Source organism: Flavobacterium soyae (assembly GCF_021245985.1).
Taxonomy (GTDB): domain Bacteria; phylum Bacteroidota; class Bacteroidia; order Flavobacteriales; family Flavobacteriaceae; genus Flavobacterium; species Flavobacterium soyae.
This window is the reverse complement of the sequence record NZ_JAJQXA010000019.1, coordinates 57718-78940: the sequence shown is the minus strand read 5'-3', so window position 1 is coordinate 78940 and position 21223 is coordinate 57718. Positions and strand designations below refer to the sequence as shown.

21 protein-coding genes are annotated in these 21223 nt (G+C 32.5%); 7 read left to right on the top strand and 14 right to left on the bottom strand.

Annotation, left to right across the window (positions count from 1 at the left end; translation table 11 throughout):
• Positions 1–128: 128 nt before the first annotated feature.
• Entirely contained in the window at positions 129–692 is a 564-nt protein-coding gene (locus LUU93_RS18880) for a DUF6642 family protein (protein WP_232682701.1), read from the bottom strand.
• Between the two features lie 171 nt (positions 693–863).
• On the opposite strand from LUU93_RS18880, the gene LUU93_RS18875 reads away from it, so the two are divergent.
• The gene (locus tag LUU93_RS18875; protein WP_232682700.1) at positions 864–1472 is read left to right on the top strand and encodes a 5'-methylthioadenosine/S-adenosylhomocysteine nucleosidase family protein; all 609 of its coding nucleotides are present in this window, start codon (positions 864–866) and stop codon (positions 1470–1472) included.
• Positions 1473–1501: 29 nt separating this feature from the next.
• Here LUU93_RS18875 and LUU93_RS18870 read toward each other — a convergent pair whose 3' ends face one another.
• Entirely contained in the window at positions 1502–1960 is a 459-nt protein-coding gene (locus LUU93_RS18870) for an Lrp/AsnC family transcriptional regulator (protein WP_232682699.1), read from the bottom strand.
• A gap of 161 nt (positions 1961–2121) precedes the next feature.
• On the opposite strand from LUU93_RS18870, the gene LUU93_RS18865 reads away from it, so the two are divergent.
• Positions 2122–3024: an EamA family transporter gene (locus LUU93_RS18865; RefSeq protein WP_232682698.1), complete on the top strand. Its 903-nt coding sequence runs from the start codon at positions 2122–2124 to the stop codon at positions 3022–3024.
• A complete protein-coding gene (locus LUU93_RS18860) occupies positions 3018–3788 on the top strand; it encodes an alpha/beta fold hydrolase (RefSeq protein ID WP_232682697.1) in 771 nt (256 codons plus the stop codon). The genes LUU93_RS18865 and LUU93_RS18860 overlap by 7 nt, the downstream gene beginning before the upstream one ends.
• Positions 3789–4048: 260 nt before the next feature.
• Here the strand turns inward: LUU93_RS18860 and LUU93_RS18855 are convergent, their stop codons facing one another.
• The 5 genes from LUU93_RS18855 to LUU93_RS18835 all read right to left on the bottom strand — a co-directional run bounded on the left by LUU93_RS18855 (position 4049) and on the right by LUU93_RS18835 (position 10439).
• Complete coding sequence (locus tag LUU93_RS18855; protein ID WP_232682696.1) at positions 4049–5077, bottom strand: reverse transcriptase family protein; 1029 nt, start codon at positions 5075–5077, stop codon at positions 4049–4051.
• Positions 5078–5173: 96 nt separating this feature from the next.
• Complete coding sequence (locus tag LUU93_RS18850) at positions 5174–5908, bottom strand: DUF3800 domain-containing protein (protein ID WP_232682695.1); 735 nt, start codon at positions 5906–5908, stop codon at positions 5174–5176.
• Positions 5909–6263: 355 nt separating this feature from the next.
• Positions 6264–7730, bottom strand: coding sequence for a glycoside hydrolase family 130 protein (locus tag LUU93_RS18845; RefSeq protein ID WP_232682694.1), 1467 nt, complete (start codon positions 7728–7730; stop codon positions 6264–6266).
• Between the two features lie 236 nt (positions 7731–7966).
• Complete coding sequence (locus LUU93_RS18840) at positions 7967–9541, bottom strand: Na+/H+ antiporter (RefSeq protein WP_232682693.1); 1575 nt, start codon at positions 9539–9541, stop codon at positions 7967–7969.
• A 4-nt stretch (positions 9542–9545) separates the two neighbouring features.
• Complete coding sequence (locus LUU93_RS18835; RefSeq protein WP_232682692.1) at positions 9546–10439, bottom strand: helix-turn-helix domain-containing protein; 894 nt, start codon at positions 10437–10439, stop codon at positions 9546–9548.
• A gap of 179 nt (positions 10440–10618) precedes the next feature.
• On the opposite strand from LUU93_RS18835, the gene LUU93_RS18830 reads away from it, so the two are divergent.
• The gene (locus tag LUU93_RS18830; RefSeq protein WP_232682691.1) at positions 10619–11599 is read left to right on the top strand and encodes an aldo/keto reductase; all 981 of its coding nucleotides are present in this window, start codon (positions 10619–10621) and stop codon (positions 11597–11599) included.
• 75 nt (positions 11600–11674) lie between these two features.
• Here LUU93_RS18830 and LUU93_RS18825 read toward each other — a convergent pair whose 3' ends face one another.
• The 7 genes from LUU93_RS18825 to LUU93_RS18795 all read right to left on the bottom strand — a co-directional run bounded on the left by LUU93_RS18825 (position 11675) and on the right by LUU93_RS18795 (position 18235).
• Positions 11675–12220, bottom strand: coding sequence for a YceI family protein (locus LUU93_RS18825; RefSeq protein WP_232682690.1), 546 nt, complete (start codon positions 12218–12220; stop codon positions 11675–11677).
• Positions 12221–12231: 11 nt separating this feature from the next.
• A complete protein-coding gene (locus LUU93_RS18820) occupies positions 12232–12597 on the bottom strand; it encodes a cytochrome c (RefSeq protein ID WP_232682689.1) in 366 nt (121 codons plus the stop codon).
• A gap of 13 nt (positions 12598–12610) precedes the next feature.
• A complete protein-coding gene (locus LUU93_RS18815) occupies positions 12611–13453 on the bottom strand; it encodes a DUF5777 family beta-barrel protein (RefSeq protein ID WP_232682688.1) in 843 nt (280 codons plus the stop codon).
• Positions 13454–13455: 2 nt separating this feature from the next.
• The gene (locus tag LUU93_RS18810) at positions 13456–13854 is read right to left on the bottom strand and encodes an OB-fold protein (RefSeq protein ID WP_232682687.1); all 399 of its coding nucleotides are present in this window, start codon (positions 13852–13854) and stop codon (positions 13456–13458) included.
• A 379-nt stretch (positions 13855–14233) separates the two neighbouring features.
• A complete protein-coding gene (locus tag LUU93_RS18805) occupies positions 14234–16684 on the bottom strand; it encodes a TonB-dependent receptor (RefSeq protein ID WP_232682686.1) in 2451 nt (816 codons plus the stop codon).
• 84 nt (positions 16685–16768) lie between these two features.
• Entirely contained in the window at positions 16769–17668 is a 900-nt protein-coding gene (locus tag LUU93_RS18800) for a FecR family protein (RefSeq protein WP_232682685.1), read from the bottom strand.
• A gap of 51 nt (positions 17669–17719) precedes the next feature.
• A complete protein-coding gene (locus tag LUU93_RS18795; RefSeq protein ID WP_232682684.1) occupies positions 17720–18235 on the bottom strand; it encodes an RNA polymerase sigma factor in 516 nt (171 codons plus the stop codon).
• Between the two features lie 198 nt (positions 18236–18433).
• Here LUU93_RS18795 and LUU93_RS18790 point away from each other — a divergent pair, with 198 nt between their 5' ends.
• The 3 genes from LUU93_RS18790 (at position 18434) to LUU93_RS18780 (ending at position 21160) form a co-directional block, all read left to right on the top strand.
• Positions 18434–19456, top strand: a complete 1023-nt coding sequence (locus tag LUU93_RS18790; protein WP_232682683.1) for a hypothetical protein — start codon at positions 18434–18436, stop codon at positions 19454–19456.
• A gap of 145 nt (positions 19457–19601) precedes the next feature.
• On the top strand, positions 19602–20375 hold the full coding sequence (locus LUU93_RS18785; RefSeq protein ID WP_311202638.1) for a carbonic anhydrase family protein: 774 nt from the start codon (positions 19602–19604) through the stop codon (positions 20373–20375).
• Positions 20375–21160: a DUF2490 domain-containing protein gene (locus tag LUU93_RS18780; protein WP_232682681.1), complete on the top strand. Its 786-nt coding sequence runs from the start codon at positions 20375–20377 to the stop codon at positions 21158–21160. Before LUU93_RS18785 ends, LUU93_RS18780 begins: the two co-directional genes overlap by 1 nt.
• The last annotated feature ends 63 nt before the right edge of the window (positions 21161–21223 follow it).

The following is a 21223-nucleotide window of genomic DNA, read 5'->3' as shown; positions in this document are numbered from 1 at the left end:
TAAACAAAAAAAATGATCCGAATTTGATTTGAAAAGCAAATGAATAGGATTGTCCTCACCAAGAAATTTCTCCCGAAATCCCTTTGCCTCGTAGGTTTTTATTTTTTCAACTGTCTTTGCTTTCATACCTAATAATACAATCTAAAATCTAGTAATTTGCAAAGCGCATAATGTTTTTGGTACAAATCTTCTACAACTTCGGTAAGATCGTCGTTTTCCTGATATAAGCTAAAAAACACTTTATCGATCGTACTGCAGCTGGCAATTTTATTGTAAGCAGCTCCGTAACCCGAAATGGCCCGCGCACCGGTAATATCCAAAAAATATTGTGCCTCTTCATCGTTGAGGTCGAGCCTTTTTTTATTGGCAAAATGAATAATTTTTCCTTTCATTTTTCCTTCAAAAAGCTCGGCTATTTCTTCGAGGCTGTAGTAATAATCATGAAGGCAGATGTTGTTTTCCTGTCCCGGCATTACAAGATAAATGATTTCATAATCCTTAAAATTATGATCGTCATAAAGCAGTGTGTTCAAGCTTTCTTCTAAACCTTCAATTGTATCGCAGGCTTTATAAATACTTGCAATTCCCTGGTCAATAGCAATTTCTTCCAGATTTTTAACCACATCAGTAGTCATAACGGCATCTACGTCCTGTACGCCTTCAAGGCAGAAAATAAATTTTTCATTATCCATACAAATGTCTTTTCGGTTTTTGGGAAAACTGCTTTTGACAAATATATTTTTTTATATGGAAAAACTGTTATTTGATTGGGATTTTAACGTGGTTTTTTGAATTAGAAGAAATACGCTAAGCAAAAAAACTTTTTTAAACGTATTTTTGCTGACTGAAAACCCGAATTACTTATGATACAAATTAATCAAACCCAATCTTTTGCCATTGGCGATATATTATTCTCATTTGCTCTTGAATCTGAAGCGGCAGACGTTTTTAAAAGCTATAATACATTGATTACAGGAATTGGAAAAGTTAATGCAGCTTATGAATTGTCTAAAACAATTCAGAATAAAAAGCCTTCGTTAATAATTAATTTAGGATCTGCGGGAAGCAGCTTTTTTCAAAAAGGAGAGGTTATCTGTTGTACTAAGTTTGTACAAAGAGATATGGATGTTCAGGGATTAGGTTATGCACAATATGAAACGCCATTATCCGGGCTGCCTCCTGTTCTGGAATATGGTTTGAACATGGATGGACTGAAAGAAGGGATTTGCGGAACTGGAGATAATTTTGAAATGGGACATTGTTCTGATGCCTATAATGTTGTAGATATGGAAGCCTATGTTTTGGCGATGATTGCAATGAAAGAGAATATTCCGTTTTTATGTCTCAAATACATTTCTGATGGTGCCGATGATAACGCTGCCGAAGACTGGTTTGTGCAGGTGCATAAAGCGGCTGCAGCTTACGGTAAGATTTTAGGATTGAATAAAGAAGATGTTTCAGTTAGTTTATAAATCAAAAAGGTTATTCGTTTTTTTGAAGCCTAAAAATGCAAAGTTGTAGACTGTTTAATATAACTCATTACAAAAGAACTCTGAACTTTACTAATATTCGGAATTGTCGAAAGTTTTTGAATAAAAACATTGAAAGCCTCGGGGTCTTTTACCACAACTTTTAATATATAGTCGAAAATACCTCCCGTTACATATCCTTCCACAACTTCATCGAGGGCAGCAACCTGTCGGGAAAATTCTTCTACGAACTCTAAACGCTGGCTGATTAATGAAACATTGATAATTACGGTGAAGTTTAAGCCTACTTTCTTTGGATCAACAATAGCAACATAATCTTTTATGTAACCTTCATTTTCCAGTTTTTTTATCCTGTCGTATACAGAAGTACGGGACATGTTTAATTTTTCTGTTAAGTCAGTAATGTCAAATCTTGCATTTTTTTGAAGGATTCGAAGTAACTCAATTTCTTGTCTGCTTAATTCTTGCATCGGATTTTTTCCAGTTAAATTATAAAAAACAATCTAATTTAGGATAAAATTTTTATTTTAAATTGTTTTAAAGGAATAAATACATATTTATTTGTAAAATATACATCATTGTTCTGTAATTAATACTTTTGAATGGACAAAACAAAATTTTATTTTTAAAAATGAATAAATATATTATCATCGTAGCATTGGGAGCATTAAGTTTTGGAATGCTTTCTTCTTTTGCCAAAATTGCCTACGGACAAGGTTATACACCCGAAGAAATAACATTGGCGCAAGCTTTTTTCGGAACATTAATTTTATGGACAATTGTATTTTTTAGAAAAATAAAAAATGGACAAAAGCTGCAGTTAAACTGGAAATTACTTTTAGCCGGAACTTCAATGGGATCTTCAGCTTATACATATTATCTTTCAGTAGCCTATATTCCTGCATCTTTAGCAATAGTTTTATTAATGCAGATTACCTGGCTTAGTATTTTAATTGAGTGGATATTCTTTAAAAAGAAGCCTAGTGCAGTTGAAATTTTTTCAGCAGTTTTTATAATTCTGGGAACTGTTTTGGCTGGCAATCTTATGGATTTAAAGAGTTTGAATATTTCGATTACAGGAGTTTTACTGAGCTTATTATCGGCTGTACTTTACACACTTTACATTGTTTTTACCAGCAAAATTGGCAAAGAAACGCCTATGTTTGAGAAAAGTGCCCTAATGACAAGCGGTTCGGCAATGATTATTTTTTTCATCAATTTTGAGTCAATTACGACAAGTACACATTTAGATTTCGGGTTATTGCAATGGGGAACTTTTTTAGCAGTTTTTGGAACTGTAATTCCGCCAGTTTGTTTTACAGTCGGAATGCCAAAAATTGGTGCCGGATTAAGTTCTGTATTATTAACTTTAGAACTGCCGGCTGCCGTTTTTTGTGCATATATTATTTTGGGCGAAAAAGTATCCTTTATGCAAATCATTGGTATTGCAATAATGCTTGGTGCAATTATGTACCTGAATATTTCTAAAGCTAAAAAAGAAAAAGCAATTCAAAAACAAACTGTCGCATGTTGATTGATATAAACGGAAATAATCTTTATGTTGAATTTCATAATAATTTTGAAAATCGACCGGTAATTGTCTTTTTACATGATTCTTTAGGCTGTGTCGAGCTCTGGAGAGATTTTCCAAAGCAGCTTGCCGAAATTTCTAAATGTAATGTTTTAATTTATGATCGCTTGGGGTATGGGAAATCTGATTCAATGAGCACTTTTATCAGACCCGTAAATTATCTGGAATTAGAAGCCGATGTTTTAAATGATTTACTGGAAATCCTAAAAATAGAAAATGCTGTTTTGTTTGGGCACAGCGACGGAGGTTCTATCGCATTAATTACAGCCAGTAAATATCAAAACAGAGTTAAGGCATTAATCTGCGAAGCTGCGCATATTTTTGTTGAAGATATTACGCTGGAGGGAATTCAGGAAGCTGTTCAGGCTTATGAAACTACAAATCTGCCTTTAAGACTTCAGAAATATCACGGTGAAAAAACAGAAACAATCTTTAAAGCCTGGACAGAAACCTGGCTTCGTAATGATTTTAGGGATTGGAATATTGAATATTTACTGCCAAAAATCGATTCGCCTCTTTTATTTATTCAGGGTGAAAGTGATGAATATGGAACTTTAGATCAGGTCAATAAAACTATAAATCTGGTAAGCGGAAAATCTGAAAAATATATTATTTCAGCCGCTGGGCACACACCACATAAACAAGCTTCTGCATTGGTTTTAAATAAGGCGGCGGAATTTATAGAAAGCTCCTTAATTGAAATTTGATGATTCCACAAAGATACACGGAGTTTTGGTACAGAGATTCACGAAGGTTTATGTAAAAGTTTCGTAGAAACGATTATTTTGCAGCAGCGTCCCAAAGCTTCGGGGTTAAACCGTTGAGAATAGAACGAGAAACTGCTTTTGACAAATAATATTTTTATATGGAAAAACTGTTATTTGATTGAGATTTTAACGTGGTTTTTGAATGATGTAAGAAAATTAAAATTTACAAAGAAAAAAATATTTATTTGTGTTAAGCCTTGTCAACGTTTGGCCTTTTTTAATCTTGAATAATATTTTGCAGAAAATTCTGGCTCGATAGATTTTATGAAATGTAACCATCCAAAAAGATTATTTCTAGTTTTATCAATTTCATCTATAAGTTTATACTCAAAATCTTCAGCATTTATGTTTTCTCCAGATTTTATTAATTTATTTTTAATATGTTTCCTAAATCCAAATTTTGTTAAATAGTAAATTTCAAGTCTAATATTTTTTTTTCTTTTCTTAGATATTCTAGAAGTATTTGAATCAAATGTTGTTAAGCCAGTCACATATTGTAGTTGACCTCTTTTCATCCATTTTGTTTTGTTTTCGTTAAGAATAAAACCATAAATTTCAATTATTTTAGTAATTTCCAATAATGGTATATTTTCGATATCCGATGAAAAATATAAATCATCCGCATATCGGGTGTATTGAATGTTCGTTCCGCATATTTTTTTTAACTGTTGGTCTAAGTCGTGAGTTACAATATTTGCAATTGTTGGACTAGTGCAAAATCCTTGGGGTAAAAAACCATTTATTGTTACTATACTTGCAATAGATTCTGCTATTTCTTCCTTAAAACCAATTTTACATAGTCCTAATATTATCATTTCTTTTGATATAGATTCAAAATAATTTTCGATATCTACCGATAAAATAATTTTTTTAGCTAAATGTGTATCCGCATTAGTTTTTATGTTTTTTCCTTTTACAAAGCCATGGATAAAATCGAAAGGAATAAAAATTTCATTTAGGTAATTATTTAAAATTTTTAATGAATTCTCAAGTTGATATGTCCAAATATGATGGACAATTCTAAAACCTCCATTTTTACCTTTTTTCTTTATATAGTATTTGGAAACAGTGATTTCTGATGGGGGAATGGAAATTGTAGGTATAACATCTTCAGAGATTTTAGTATCTCTAATGAAAAATTCATTATTAATTGCTTTTTCAAGAAAGTGAATGTTGCATCTTAAATAATTAGCTAACTGTTGTCTAGTTTCAATTTCTGTGTGTTTCATTATAAAAAGAATAAAAAGTGGGCGCCAGAATAAGATAGATTGTAATGCAATATTGTCGAATACGAATTCATATTCAGAATTTATCTGGCTAACCCACTAGTAATTATCATAAAGATTTTTTAATGACACCTCAAATTGTTTTGGCTTCCTTCTGCTAAAGAATAATTTATTATGAATAAAATATACTAATGCAATTTTTGGTGAAACCAAATTAAAATTTTGTTTCATTCTCTGCATTGGTTTATCATCTACAAATAAATGATAAAAAATAAAATTTAGATAATCAACTATTGCTAAATTTTCTTCTTCTTTACCAACAATGTAAAATTCACAGTTATATTTAGTATTTAATTGACTAAAGATAGCATCCAAATTTTGTTTAAGCGTTTTTTTAGTTAATTGTATAGTTTCAAAATAGAAAATATTTTTATCATTTTTATTAGCAACAACTCGATCTGTAATTAATTTTTTTAAAGAATGAGCGAAATATTCCGACTCATCCATATTTTTCATTTTGTTTTTAAAATATTCAGTGTCTTTATTTGTTATTACAAAATATGCTCTATAATCTAACAATGGTAATAGCTTATAAAAATCGGCTCTCATGTCTAAATTGTTTTCGGTGGCATGGAAACCTTGTTTAATAATCTTTTCTTTAAAATCATCATAATATAATGAGTTCTTTATTTCATCTTTTAGTTTGAGTAATGATTCAGTAATTGTTTGTGGTGAATCAGTTTTAATACAACCATGAATGAAAATACTAGAATTATTACTAATACTTCCAGACTCATCAATATAAAAATAATTACATTTTTGTGTTGCTTCCACTTTATAATCTTACTTAATTGTTTTAAAGAAAGAACAAAAATGAGTTATTTTGCTAAAACTATAACTAAGTATAAATACCTGATTTTAGTATAAAACAATTAAAAAAATATAAAAATCATTTGAAGTATGTTAAAACAATTTTGATACAATTTAGAACACTAATTTTTAACCCTTCTCCATACCAAATTCCCAATTTTGAAATGATAAAATTTCATTCCAAAGACTAAAAAAGGTCAAAAAATGGTACACGAAAGAGTACGAAGAAAATACCGGATTTAAAAAAATAACGAAGATGCTTCCACAAAGATGCACAGAGTTTTGGCACAGAAATTCACGAAGGTTTAATAAAATTATCTTATTTACTTTTCTTTAAAGCATCTAACAGTTCAACCATATCTACCACACCATAAGTAGACGAATAATCAGATACGGCATAAGGTAATATCAAACTATTGTTGTGAATAATGGATCCGCAGGAATACACAACATTAGGAACATAACCTTCTCGTTCATCTTCTAGCGGAGAAAGTAAAGGCTCACTGAGTCTTCCAATTTCTTTTGACGGATCGTCAAGATCAAAAAGCGATGCACCTATACAATAACGACGCATTGTGCCGACACCGTGCGTAATGACCAGCCAGCCTTCTTCTGTCCAAAGCGGTGAACCGCAATTTCCTATTTGGGTAAGTTCCCAGGTGTAACGAGGCTGCTGTAATAAAACAGGAGCGTTCCATTGTGTAGCCCGGTTCGAATACATAATGTAATTGTTTACGCCGTCGATTCGGGCAAGCATGGCATACTTTCCTTTTATCTTTCTTGGAAACAAGGCAAGGTTTTTATTTTGAGCCCCTTCTCCATGCAAAGGCATTACTCTAAAAGAATAAAAATCTTCTGTAGAAATTAGTTTTGGTAAAATGGCGTGACCGTTATAGGCCGTATAAGTAGCCATAACGCGAACGGAATTGTCATCATCAACAAAACGGACAAAACGAGCGTCTTCAATTCCGCGGCTTTCAGAATCGGATATCGGAAATATAACACGTTCGGTAATATCAGAATCGTGTTTGAATTGTAAATCATAAAAAGAATTGGCTAACCAGAGTATTTCTTCCAGTGCAACTCTTCTTTCCTGAAGAATCGACGGATCACTTAAAGCCGTAGTCAGTAAATTTTTAAGGATAGCAAACTCAAATTCATTCGGTAAATCCTGCATAATTTGATCGATATACTTATCCTGCGTATGCATTTCAATCAATTTTGTTAAAAAGCGTTCCTTGTTGAATAAGGTTTTGTGTTCAATTTCGGCCTTATCAATATGATGCCCAATTTTCATTATTTGAAGGTTGTTGTCTTTGTCCAGAATTCCTCTTCTAAAAACGATTGATGAAATATGACCTTCACCAGTGGCACGGAAAGAAATAATAACACGTTTTTCGCCGGCCTCTAAACCCGACTGATCAAAATCTTCTACAATTGAGGGATTAAAAATGGCCGCAGATTCTATCGCATATTCCATTGTACAATAAGAACCAATAAGCATTTTTCGATTAAGGGACATCGCTTCGTAATCTACCTGCATAGCTTCTATTATAGGTCTGATTTTTTCGCAGTGCCTAAAAAATATAGACGAAATATTTCGGTGGCGTCTGGCAAATTCGCGAAGGGTCTGCTCTAAGGTTTCTGATACCTGTTTTTCATCCAGCGTCATGATTCGAAGCACCATTTGCTGGGTTCGCTCATAACCATTCATAAAATATCGGGCAACAACTCTTCTGGAATCTGGGGTGAATTTTATATTTTTTCGGACTACTGATACTCGCATAATTTTATTTTTTAAATACAGTAAAATAGATGCATTTTTATCTAGTATTAAAATTATTTTGCAGAAAATAACTTCTAATGCTATAACAAGTTAACAATTTTGATAACGAAAAAAAACTTTATTTCTATTAAATTCTCTGCCGGTATTTGTTTTTCTTGCTCTTAAATAATTATTTTAAGAATTAAAGAGATAAACTTTATAATGTAAAACAGCAGGTTTTATTACTGAAATGACTTCTAAAGATATCGCAGTTTTTCTTCTTCAATATCCAGATAATGCATCTGCGCGCGTATAATAGATTCGTCTAAAGTTTGATCTTCTTTGTTTTTATTTATAAGCCACTGTCTTTGCTGGTTTAATAAATCAAGATAAATATGTTTTAGATCCTGGCTTATTGATTCATTATCGATTCCTTTAATATGCTGTTCCCATTTTTGAATAAGATGCTGCAATGAGGTATTATTTTCTACCTGACCGTCATAATTAGTTTTTAAATAATGCAAGGCAAATTGAGCTAATTCTTGTCGTACTTGATTATAAGCCTCATCATGAGGCACAGGATCGTAGATATTAGGCAGTTTAATTTTTCTGATAAAATAAGGAAGCGTTAATCCCTGAATTAATAAAGTCAAAAGAATAACAATAAAAGTGATAAATAAGATAAGATTACGCTGCGGAAATCCGTTGCCATTATTCAAATAAACGGGTATCGATAATGCAGCGGCTAATGAAACAACACCGCGCATTCCGGTCCAGCCGAGTATAAAAGGTGTTTTGTAACCGGGATGTCTTCTGTCTGCAACCGTGATAAAATTTCGGGCAATTAATGTGACAATTACTGCACCATAAGAAGATATTATTCGGCTTACAATTAAAACAACTGTAATCAGAACGCCATATCCAATTGCTGTCATAAGGCTTACATCTTCAAGTCCTTTGGTAATTTGAGGCAGATCTAATCCAATCAGCATAAAAACCAATCCATTTAATATAAAACAAAAACTTTCCCAAACATTTGTACCCTGAACGCGGGATTTGCTGCTCAAAAAGCGGTGTCTGTTATTAGACAAAAGCAATCCGCAGCTTACAACGGCCAATACTCCGGAACTATGAACTTCTTCGGCAGCCAGATAAATTATATAGGGAGTTAATAATGAGAGAACAATGTCTGCATTAGCATCAGTTGGCAGATATTTGTGGGCTTTCATAAAAAGCCACCCTATTAATAAACCTATTGCAACGCCGCCAAAAATCATCCAGCTAAAACTTATTGCGGCTTTGTAAAATATAAACTGCTCTGTTGCTACAGCAATCATGGCAAATCTGAAAATAATAAGAGAAGAGGCGTCATTCAATAAACTTTCGCCTTCTAATATTGACGAAATGGTTTTGGGTACTTTAACAAATTTTAAAATCGCTCCGGCACTTACGGCATCTGGAGGCGATACAATGCCGCCTAAAACAAAACCTAATGCTAATGAAAAGCCCGGAATAAAATAATTAGCCACTAATGCGACTGAAAGTGCCGAGATAAAAACGACTATAAAAGCAAAACTTGTTATAATGCGCCGCCAGCGCCATAACTCTTTCCATGAAACTGTCCACGCAGCTTCGTATAATAACGGGGGCAGGAAAATAAAAAATATCAATTCAGGCTCGATATTTATAGCGGGAACACCCGGAATAAAACTGATTACCAATCCTGCCAGTACCAAAAGTACTGGATAAGCTACTTTTATTTTATTGCCCAGCATAATGAGCAATAAAATGATAATTAACAGACCAAGATAAAAAGGGAAGTTGTCCAGCATTCTTTTAGTTTAGGTTTCTATATTCAATTGGGGTGTAACCGGTATTTTTTTTAAACATTCGATTAAAATGCTGTGGATATTTAAAACCTAATTCTGAGGCAATCTGACTAACTGATTTTTCTGCATCAAAAATTCGTTCTTTTGCCAGATTTATCAACTTAAGATGAATGTGTTCCTGAGCTGATTTTCCTGTTTCTTTTTTGATTAAATCTCCAAAATAATTTGGCGAAAGATGTAAATGGTCTGCAAAATATCCAACAGAAGGCAAACCAGAATCTTGTGCCATTTGAGATTGAAAATAGTCGTTTAATAAATTCTCAAACTTTGATAAAATATCAGAATTGATGTTTTCGCGGGTTATAAACTGCCTGTCATAAAAACGCACGCAATGATTTAAAAGCAAATCAATTGTATTGCTTATAATATTTTTGCTGTGTTTGTCAATTGACTGGCTTAATTCATATTCCAGTTTACTAAATAAATCTTTTATGATTTGCTGTTCTTTTAAAGATAAATGAAGTGCTTCGTGCGAATCATAAGAAAAAAACGAATATTGATTTATATTTTTTGCCAGCGCAGTTCCTTTTATCAAATCAGGATGAAAAAGTAATGTCAAAGCTGTAGATTTATAATTGTCTGTATTATTAACCTCGAGTACTTGTCCGGGTGCTACAAAAACCATTGTGCCATCATCGTAATCATAAATATTACGCCCGTATTTTAATTCACCGCAATGACCGCCTTTTAAAAATACAGCATAAAAACCAAAGTGCAGGCGGGTATGATTGGGCAGTGCTTTACTGTTAGAATTATCAAAAACACTAATTAAAGGATGCTGCATTTCAACACCTTTTAATTGATTATACTGTGTAACTTGTTCGAGTTTTATTTGGTCCATGATCTCTTTATAAAAAATAGCTGCACAAATATACTATTCAGATTATTAATAACTTAGCGTGATTATTCAAATCAGTAAAAATGGTAATAATAGCAGTAATCTGTATTATATACGACTGGTTTTATTAAAGGAAATTTGTACTGTTAAAAATAACAATAAACTTTTATATAAATAAAATTATGGAAAAGAGAATATTAGGAACACAAGGACTAGAGGTTTCTGCATTAGGATTGGGCTGTATGGGATTAAGTTTTGCTTACGGTACAGCGGTAGACAAGCAGCATGGGATAAAAATAATTAGAGAAGCATACGAACAGGGAATTACTTTTTTTGATACTGCCGAAGCTTATGGTATTGCCAATGAAGAATTAGTAGGAGAGGCTCTGGCGCCGTTTCGAAAAGATGTTGTTATTGCGACCAAATTTGGTTTTAAAGGCGGAAATGCATTTAACGGACAAGACAGCCGGCCAGAAAATATCAGGGCTGTTGCCGAAGAATCTTTAAGACGTTTAAAAACAGATGTTATTGATTTATTTTATCAGCATAGAGTAGATCAAAATGTGCCGATAGAGGATGTTGCAGGAACTGTTAAAGATCTTATACAAGAAGGAAAAGTAAAATACTTTGGACTTTCTGAAGCGGGTGCGGCATCAATTAGAAAAGCGCATGCGGTTCAGCCGGTTTCAGCTTTGCAAAGCGAATATTCTATTTGGTGGCGAGAACCGGAGTTAGAAATTTTACCGGTACTTGAAGAATTAGGAATTGGTTTTGTACCGTTTAGTCCGTTAGGAAGAGGGTTTTTAACTGGCGCTATTACTGAAAGTACCAGTTTTGAAGCGACAGATTTTAGAAATAATCTGCCTCGTTTTAGTGAAGAAAACAGAAAAGCGAATCAAAAATTAGTCGATTTACTGGCCGCAATTGCTTCTCAAAAACAGGCAACACCTGCACAAATTGCATTGGGCTGGCTGCTGGCGCAAAAACCGTGGATTGCACCAATTCCAGGTACAACAAAATCACATCGATTAACAGAAAATATTGGCGGGGTTTCAATTAATTTATCTGCAGATGATGTTAAAAAAATTGACGATGCATTTGCCCAAACCACAATACAGGGAGATCGATATCCTGCTCAGTTGCAGCAAACAGTAGGAAAATAATGCTGTAGTAATATAAAAAAGTGCTAAATTGAAAAATTTAGCACTTTTAAATAACAAATCATAAACTAAAAAAATTTACATTTTTGTAAGCGGCAGGTTAAAATTTACATTTACTTTATCTGCGACTTTTTTAGAAACCAGTTTTGGAATTTCAATAGCAAAATCTTCTGCTTTTGCTTCAAAACTTCCTGTTACTGTAATCTTATCATCAGATTTTGAAATTTTAGCATTTACAGTAATTTTTTTTGTTTTTCCGTGTAAGGTTAAATCTCCCGAAATTTTAACTGCTTTAGCCGCAGATGAAAGTTTTGAAGCATCAAAATCTTCGATTTTTCCTTTAAATGATGCTTTTGGAAACTTGTCTGATTCTACATAATTTTCATTAAAGTGCTCCTCCATTAAAGCAACCTTAAAACGAAATCCTTTCATAAGTGTTAATACGGCAATATCTCCCGTTCCTGAATCTAAAATAGCAGATGTATTTTTATTTTCTGCTGCAACTTCTTCAAAAGAAGGAACAGAAGCTTCAAACTTTAAGTTTCCTGTTTTTGTCGCATATTTTTGTGCTGAAACTTGAAATATTCCAACAAATAAAAATAGCAGTATAATTTGTTTTTTCATTTTATATTGATTTAATTTTCACTTTCTAATAATCCATCTGTATTCCATTGCAGAATGGTATTTATTTTATCCTGAGGCATTCTGCCTCCTTTTGGCATTTGTCCCGAAGCACCGTTTGGACGCTGGATTCTGTCTAATAAATCTGTATTTAATACAGCGTTTTTAACTTGTGCATAAGTTACTAAAGGTGTAAAACTTGCTTCACCATTTTGGCTGTGGCAGGCAATGCAGTTTGCATCAATAATAGATTTAACATTAGCGTTGTAAGTAACTTTGCCTACTATTACCACTGGGTCTTCCTGCAGGCTTTCATAAGTGTTCGATTCACAGCCGTATAAGGATAATATAATACCAGATAAGAAGATATATTTTTTCATATTGTATACTTTTTTAAAAAACTCTATATAAATTAAATCCAAAGAAAAAATCGCCTTTTCCCCAATCGCCGGCTGCATTTGTTAAGTAGCCGCTCTCGGTCATAGATTGCGAATTCGTAAAAATTAATTGAAAAACGTGACCGCCGGTTTCTATGTCCAGACCAACAGATAATGGATTGTTATAAAAGCTAGGTTTGTCGAAATTCGCACCGTATTCAAGATTTAGAGAAAGTCTTTTGGTTAATTTTAATCTTCCGCCAGTGCCTAATGTAAATTGATTATCGTTTTCAGTATCCGGATTGTACAGGTTTTTATGAATGAATGAAGGTGCCAGTTCCAGAGATAATCTGTCAGAGACTTTTCTTGAAATAAGAAGCTGACTGATATACGTTAACCGGTCAGAAAATTCAATTTTAGGATAATCGTCTTTTTTTAATCCGCTGTTAATATCGATTGTATTGTAGCCCACAATGTCAAACGGGAATTTGTCGTTTTGTCTGGCAAGTCGATATTTAACCGATGTTTCGTAAATTTTTAATAGCGTATGGCGTGATGCACTTACAGAAAGCCAATCGGTTACACCATAAATTCCGCCAATTTTTGTAGTGGCATCATCAAAACCAAAAAACTCAGAGATTCCGCCTTTTACAGAACCAAATCGATGTGATACAACAATATAGAGCTCTTTTTTGGCCGCTAGTTTTGTCGATTGCAGCGTAATAATCTGCAGGGCTTTAAAAGTGGCAGTTGCGTTTTTATCAACTACTTGTGTCGAGTCCAGACTATAAAGTAAATCTTCTTGGGCATTAGCATATAAGCAGATTAAAAAGCTGGCAATTAAGAATATTTTTTTCATATTTAATGTTGTTGTATACTGCATTGGTCTAATTTTACTACTCCGAATAAATCATCATAACCAATACATCTTCCTTTTATATTGATTTGTTTATTCGTATAATTTGTTTTTACTATTTCATTCATTTTACAAAATACTTTTCCGTCAATTACCATAGAAGAATCAGTAACTTCTGTAGCTGTTCCTACAATTTCAATTGTTTTATTCAAGTATTTTGAATCTGCCTGCGAAGAATTTCCTGCATATTGACTTTCTAAATTCTTAGCAGAAATGGTAAGTATAGATTTTTCCTTATTGATGTCTCTGGCATCTTTGTAAATAATGTTTTGGTAGATGTAATAAGGGCCAAAACTTATTGCTAACAACACTACCAAAATTGTGATTTTTCTTTTTGTACTCATGTCAATTTTATTATTTTAAATTTTACAGCAGTGTATCAGAATTCTTTTTTAAAGAATGTTAGTTCTTATATCGCAAGTGGCATGTCTTTTACCGGAACCGGCCAAATTGCTTTGCATCCTCTAGTACACATCAGGAAGTCATGTTCGTTTTAATGAGCATTTCGTTCAATAAATAATTTAGATAGTTGCTACGAACTGTCATGAAAAAAATAGCCCTGATGGTATGGTATCAAGTTTTTTAAGGAAATCATTTTTTACTCTTTTGATAGATTCAATAGTAAAACAGTCTTGATAGGGATTACCCTACCAAAAAAATGATGTTTTTGTAAAAAAAATGAAAAGAAGTACAGAATTTTTTTAAATTCCTGCTTGAATAAAGTTAAAATGAAACCCTAAAACTCATGTTTGGAGTTCTTTGCAGTGAAAAAGTTTCGACTTCTTCTATAGAATTTGTCAGTGAACTTATTCTATAATATTCGCTGATTTCATTTTTTCTGTTCAGGATATTTAAAATAGATATCCCTAATTTGTATTGAATGCCGTTATCAGTTTCCCACTTGTAAGTTGAGGAAAAGTTAACCTGAGAAAAAATACGCAAGTTGCTGCTATTAGGTTTGTTGTAAACCAGTACAGGATTTGAACGGTCAATTTGAGAATTATCAGGCGGCGTGTTAGGTCTGCCAGATGTCCATTTTGTTCCCAAAGCAATTTTAAAATTGTTTTTCTCATAAATTCCTGCCCATGATGCGGTATGCATTAGCTCAAAATTGTTGGGGAAAATTGGATATTCGTAAGTAGAAAAATTATAATTATTATGATTATACGTATAGCTTAACCAAGTCAAAAAGTGGTTCATTTTTTTTTGAATAAGCATTTCTGTTCCCCATACTTCATAGTCGCCGGTAATTTTAACAAATTCTAACTGGTTTTGAAAACCCTGGCTGGAGGTTGTAATTCCGACTACCTTTTTATAAAAATTTTCGATATCAAACAGCCAGCTATTTTTTGTGTAAGATAAGTTTAAAGATATCTGCCTGCTTTTTTGAATAGGGATTGTTGTATTATTAGAGAGGGTCCAGCGTCTTTTTTCAATTCCAAAATAATCTTTTTGCAAATTAATGATTTGTTGCGAGTTCTGGCTTTTTAGCTCGCCCAGCAGTTCTGCATTTAGACTTTTAGTTATGCCATAGCTAAATTGCAATCGTGGTTCTACAATATATTTTTTAAATTTTTCAATATAATTAATACGGGTTCCGGCCTTAAAATATATTCTGGAAATCGTATCGTTGTATTTTCCTTCTAAAATTAAGGCGTGGGTTCTCAATACCTCTTTAACCCTGCGATAAAAATCAGGATTCGTTACCTGTTCTAAATTAGTAACACCTATTTCGTTAAACTGATACCCATCGTTAAAAGTAAATTTAGAGTTAATGATATGGCTGTTCTCTAAATTAAAGCCATTATTATTTACGGTATTTTCCTGAATAACGATTTGATCTTCAAAGGTTGTTTTTTGGTTGGCACGAAGTTCGTAAGCTGAATTATAGATATTAATTTTAGTTGTATTGAAGCTGTTCCAGTTTCTTTTCCAGGCTAAATTTCCGCCATAATTCTGCTGGCGTAAAATATTGTTTTCAGATTTGTTTATGCCATTTGCAGCTGCACTTTGAAAAACTTCCAGATTATCTTTAATAGTAATAAGATCTAACACTATTTGGTCTTTAGGCCCTATTTTTTGAGCATATTTCAGCGTAGCATCATAAAAACCAAATTTCTTATCACTTTGATAATCGACATTTTGGTTATTTGAAAAATCAGTGATTGTAGTGTTTTGAAATACTTTATTGAAATATTCTTTATATGTAGGCGTTTCTACAAAATCAGTAATCGATTTACGTGCCGAAATTTCAATATAACTCTTTTTCGAAAGATTGTATTTTCCATAAATATCAGCATTAATCATATTTATTCCTGCACTGAACGAGTTTTTTTCTGCCATTTCGGGAGTAGACGAAATAGCGACTACACTAGATACACTTTCTCCGTAAAAGGCAGAACTCCCGTTTTTATAAATAGAAATAGTATGCCCCAAATTGGGATTAAAAGCCGATATTAAACCAAAAAAATGTCCCGTTTGAAACATTCGTATTCCATTCCACAAAAATAAATTTTGGTCGTGGGTACCGCCGCGAACATTGATGCTGGATACACTTTCATCAATACTGTTTACACCCGGGATTTGCTGCATTGTCTGCAAAGCATCGGGTTCGATAAGTCCGGGCAGAATACCAAATTTTTTGGGTTTAATTTCAAATGAGCCATCTTTATTTTTTGAAATTCCCGAAGCCAGAATTGCATTGGCTTTAATTTCCAGAAGTTCTGTAATTTCCGGATCTAAAAATATCTGCAGGCAATCTTTAGAGTTGGTATTGTCAGCCGTAACTTTTTTGGTTATAAATCCTATGTGGCTGGTCAAAAATATAGCTGTGCCCTTATTTTCAAACTCAAAATAACCGTTTGCATCGGTTGAAACCTGAGTTTTATCAAGTAAGCTAATATTGGCGTTTTCAATTGGTTTTTTATCTGCATTAGAAAAAACGTAGCCACAGAATATTGGAGCCTCGTTATCTTTTTTATAAATATTAATGAACTTGTTTCCTATATTTTCAAAAGACAAATGGGTTTTTTGAGAAAGATATTTCAGTTTTTGTTCTAAGGAAAGCGATTTTTTTGGCGGAATTAATTCCAATCCGGCAATATTGTCCTCGGTATAATTAAAGCTAACCTGATGCTGCTGTTCAATATCAATAATTATTTTTTTAAAAGGCATGAGTTTCTCTTTGTCCTGAGCAAAAAGATTCAGGACAAGGAAAAATAGACAAAACAAAAAATGAAATCGTTTTAGGACCAACATTTATTTTTCGTCAAATATAATTTTATTTTTTGAGACTTGTCTGATCTTTAAATGATAGGTTGTACTAATAATCTGCAAGGCTGTATTCAAATCTTTAGCGGGTAATTTTCCTGTAAATAGGGAAGTTGTGTTTTTTGCGTTTAATTCAATTGTAATATTATACTGCCTTTCAACTTCGTCTAATAAGCTTCTTATGTTTTCTATATAAAAAGATATTTGATTGTCGATCCATTCCGGTTTTGACGAAGTTACAGTTGTTTTAACCTGCTTTCCGTTTTCAAAACTAACGCTTTGTCCGTGAGTTAATAAAATTTGGATGTCAGCATAATTTACTTTTACACGTCCCTCATAACACACTACATCAAACCTGTTTTTTCTGGCTTTAACATTAAATTGAGTTCCTAAAACTGTTACTTTTCCAAGACTGGTCTGTACTTCAAATTTTTTCCCTTTTGCTACTTTAAAATAAGCTTCTCCTTTTAATTCAAGATGTCTGTTGTTATCCCAGTTCCATTTTTTATAATTTATTTCAGAACCGGAGTTTAATACCACTTCAGAATTATCTGGTAATGAAAAAGTAGTTTTTTCTCCAAAATCTGCTGTTTGAGTCTGGGTAACAAAAAATTTCATCGCAAATGTAATTCCAAGTGCGAGAATAAATATGGCAGCAGCTCTAAAAATCCATTTTTTATGAAGCGGAATTACTTTTGGAGCCTCTTTTTTCTGGCTCAAAATATTCAACAACATAGCATTTTTGTCAAAATCACCTACTTCTAAATGAGCTGTATAATCTTTTATTTTTTGGTATTTTTCAAAATCGGGACTTGCTTCAAATACAGCTAATTCATCCGGAGATAAATCATTGTTGAGCCATTTTGCTAATAAGCGATCTTTTTTCATTGTATTGTATTATATCTTTAAAACAATTAAAATTAAATTTACCCTACTTTTTTATAAATCAATTTCTTTACGTAAGCTCAACAAAGCCAGATGAATGCGTTTTTCTACTGCTTTTACGCTAATATTTAAATCGACGGCAATTTCGCTGTATTTTTTTCCGTCGATTCTATGCATTAAAAAGGCTTCACGCTGTTTTTCGTTTAAGTTTTCAATAGCATTCAAAAGTTTGGTCTGAAATTGTTTTTCTTCGAGAATATATTCTGGACTTTCATTTGTTTTGTCTAAACCTGTAAAATTTTTTTCGTACTTTAAAATCACTTTCTGGTGTGCAATTTCGTTGAGACTGTTGTTATTGGCGACCGTATAAACATACGATTTTGCTTTTTCCAGCGGTACAGATGCGCAGTTTTGCCAAAGTTTTACAAATGCTTCCTGCGCTACATCTTCTGCCTGATCGACATTGCCAAATTTGTAAAAAAGAAAATTTCGAAGTGCTACTATATGACTTTTAAAAAAGGATGAAAAAATTATTTCATCGCAAGTATCTGATTGGTTTTTAGCTGGCATTTATATTTTCAATTGGTTGGTACAAAAGTATTTGTTTTTAGTATAAGTAGGGTAAAAGCAATACAGATTGTTTTATAGTTGTATGAAATGAAATTTCTTATGATAATTCAAAATTAAATATGAAACCAAATTCCTTAATGGCGATTTACTAAAAAAAAACAGTTTCTTAATTTTTATTACCTTTGTAAAAATATAAATATGCTCTCTTTTAAAAAATATTTATCAATAGCAGTTTTCTTGTTCTTATTGTCTTGTCAGCACGAATCAGATGATCAGAATGATAATAATGCACAAGGAACAATTACAAATACTTCCCCTCTTACTTCCTATTTGCAAAGGGTTGCAATGGTTCAGACAGTACAGGATAATATAATCGACGGGTCTACTTATTGTACTATAAAATTTCCTTACACCGTTACTGTTAACAACGAACAAATTGCAGTTAACAGCGCTGCTGATTACCAAAAAGTAATAGACAATATTAATGCAAGCAATACCGATGATGATATTGTAAATATAACTTTTCCGGTAACGATGGTATACTATAATTATTATGAAAAATTTATCCCTGATCAGGCTGATTTTGATGCTTTAATCGATTATTGGAATCTTTACCCTGATCTTTTATCTAAAATCAACGGATTAAATATCAATTATCCTATAACAATCAATATTTATAACAGTGCCAATCAGGTTGGAAGTTCTCAAACGATTATAAGCGATCAGGCCTTTTTTAATTTTATAAAAAATTTGAGCGCCAGTCAGTATATTTCTTTAAAATATCCAATTTCGATAGTAGATTATAATGGCCAGACGAAATCAATTAATAATAATTTAGATTTCGAAAATGCTATAAAATACGCTATTGATTACTGTCCTGAAAACAATATTGTAACACTTGATTTGAATGAAGTAATTACAAAAGGCACCTGGGAAATTCCATATTATTTTGACGATTCTGAGCAAACCTCATCTTACAGCGGTTATTCATTTGTTTTTAAAAGTGATAACTCAGTAGTTGCTACAAAAGGAGGAATTTCTGAAACTGGTCAATGGACAAGTACCGTACAAGATAACGTAAGAGAACTGCAGCTGACCTTTAGTTCAGCGTTACTTAGTAAATTAAATAATTATTGGAAGTTGTTTGAATTTAATAATTCGCAGATTCGATTGCGCGATGTAAGCGGTACTACCAATTATCTTTATTTTGAAAAAGAATAAATCTTATATAATCTTAATTTTAAAGGATGCCTTAAATTTTGATAAAAGGTAAATAATGTTAAGATTAATTTATACTAATAAAACAAAGTTGAGCATATAAACTTATGCTTTTTTGTTAAAACAAAAAGGGGCAGACTTTTAATACATAGATCTACAAACTACAGCCCAATTAATAAATAATCAAAATTTTAAAAAACAGATGAAAAAAAAGCTTTTGGCAATGGCCTCAATGGCAGTATTTCTAATTTCTTGTAATCAAGACAATAAAAAACAAGAAGAAAAAACACAGCCTGTATCTCACGTAATGACCAAAGAAGAACAGGCAAAACTGACACCTGATGAGGTTTTAAAACAATTTATTGAGGGTAATAAAAGATTTCGAAGCGGCATTACAACAGTAAGAGATCATAGCGAACAAGTTCGTAAATCTGCCCCGGGACAGTTTCCAAAAGCCGTTATATTAAGCTGTTTAGACAGTCGTGTGCCAGTTGAAGATGTTTTTGATCAGGGTCTGGGTGATGTATTTGTAGGTCGTGTGGCAGGAAATTTTGTGAATGAAGACCAATTAGGCAGTATGGAGTTTGCCTGTAAATTAGCCGGAGCTAAACTCGTTTTAGTTATGGGACACCAGCATTGCGGTGCAATAAAAGGTGCTATCGGTGATGTAAAACTTGGGAACATAACTGCTATGCTGGCAAAAATAAAACCGGCTGTAAAGATGAGCCAGGATTTTCAAGGTAAAAAAACATCTAAAAATGATGAATATGTAAAGTACGTTGCAGAAAATAATGTAAAATATACGATCCAGCAAATCAGAGAAAAAAGTACTATTTTAAAAGAAATGGAAGATAAAGGAGAAATAAAAATTGTTGGAGTATTTTATAATCTTACTGATGGAACTTTAGAGTTTTTAAAATAATGAAAAGAAATACAATACTATTTTTTACGATTATCCTGTTCATTTTTGCTCAATACACATTTGGGCAAAATACCCGCCTGAATACTAAAAGCACAATTGGCTGGTATAACACTTTTGGCACTTTCAAATTGTCTGAGAAATTTGGACTGCATACCGAATACCAATGGCGCAGAGATAATGTAATAACTGACTGGCAGCAAAGCCTTTTAAGAGTTGGTCTTAATTATAATTTAAACCCGCGTGTTTTATTTAGAGTTGGTTATGCATGGATTGAAACCTTTCCTTATGGAGAATACCCAATTAATGGTTTGGGCAGAGATTTTACAGAACATAGAATTTTTGAAATGATACAATTATCCCATAAAGAAGGGATTGTCGATTTTTCTCATCGTTTTATGCTGGAACAAAGATTTGTAGGAAGATATAGTGCTGCAAGTGTTACGAAGGAAGATGAGTTTCCCTTATTCAACAGAATGCGTTATATGATAAGAATGCAGGTTCCTTTAAAAGGAAGTGAAATTAAAGACAAAACACCTTACGTTGCGCTTTATGATGAAATTTTTGTTGGTTTTGGAAAAAATGTAACTAATAATGTATTTGACCAAAATAGATTAGGTGTTTTATTAGGATACCGCTTTAATAAAACCGTTAGGATAGAAGCTGGATATCTCAATCAAATTTTACAGTTTGGAAGACAAATTAATTCACAAAATGTATTTCAAACCAATAGCGGGTTAATCGTAAATGCAAATTTCAATATAGACTTGACCCATAATGCTAAATAATAAACAATACAGCTAAATTCACTGCCTTTTAAAGCTGCTTTATTTCGAATAAATAATCAATCA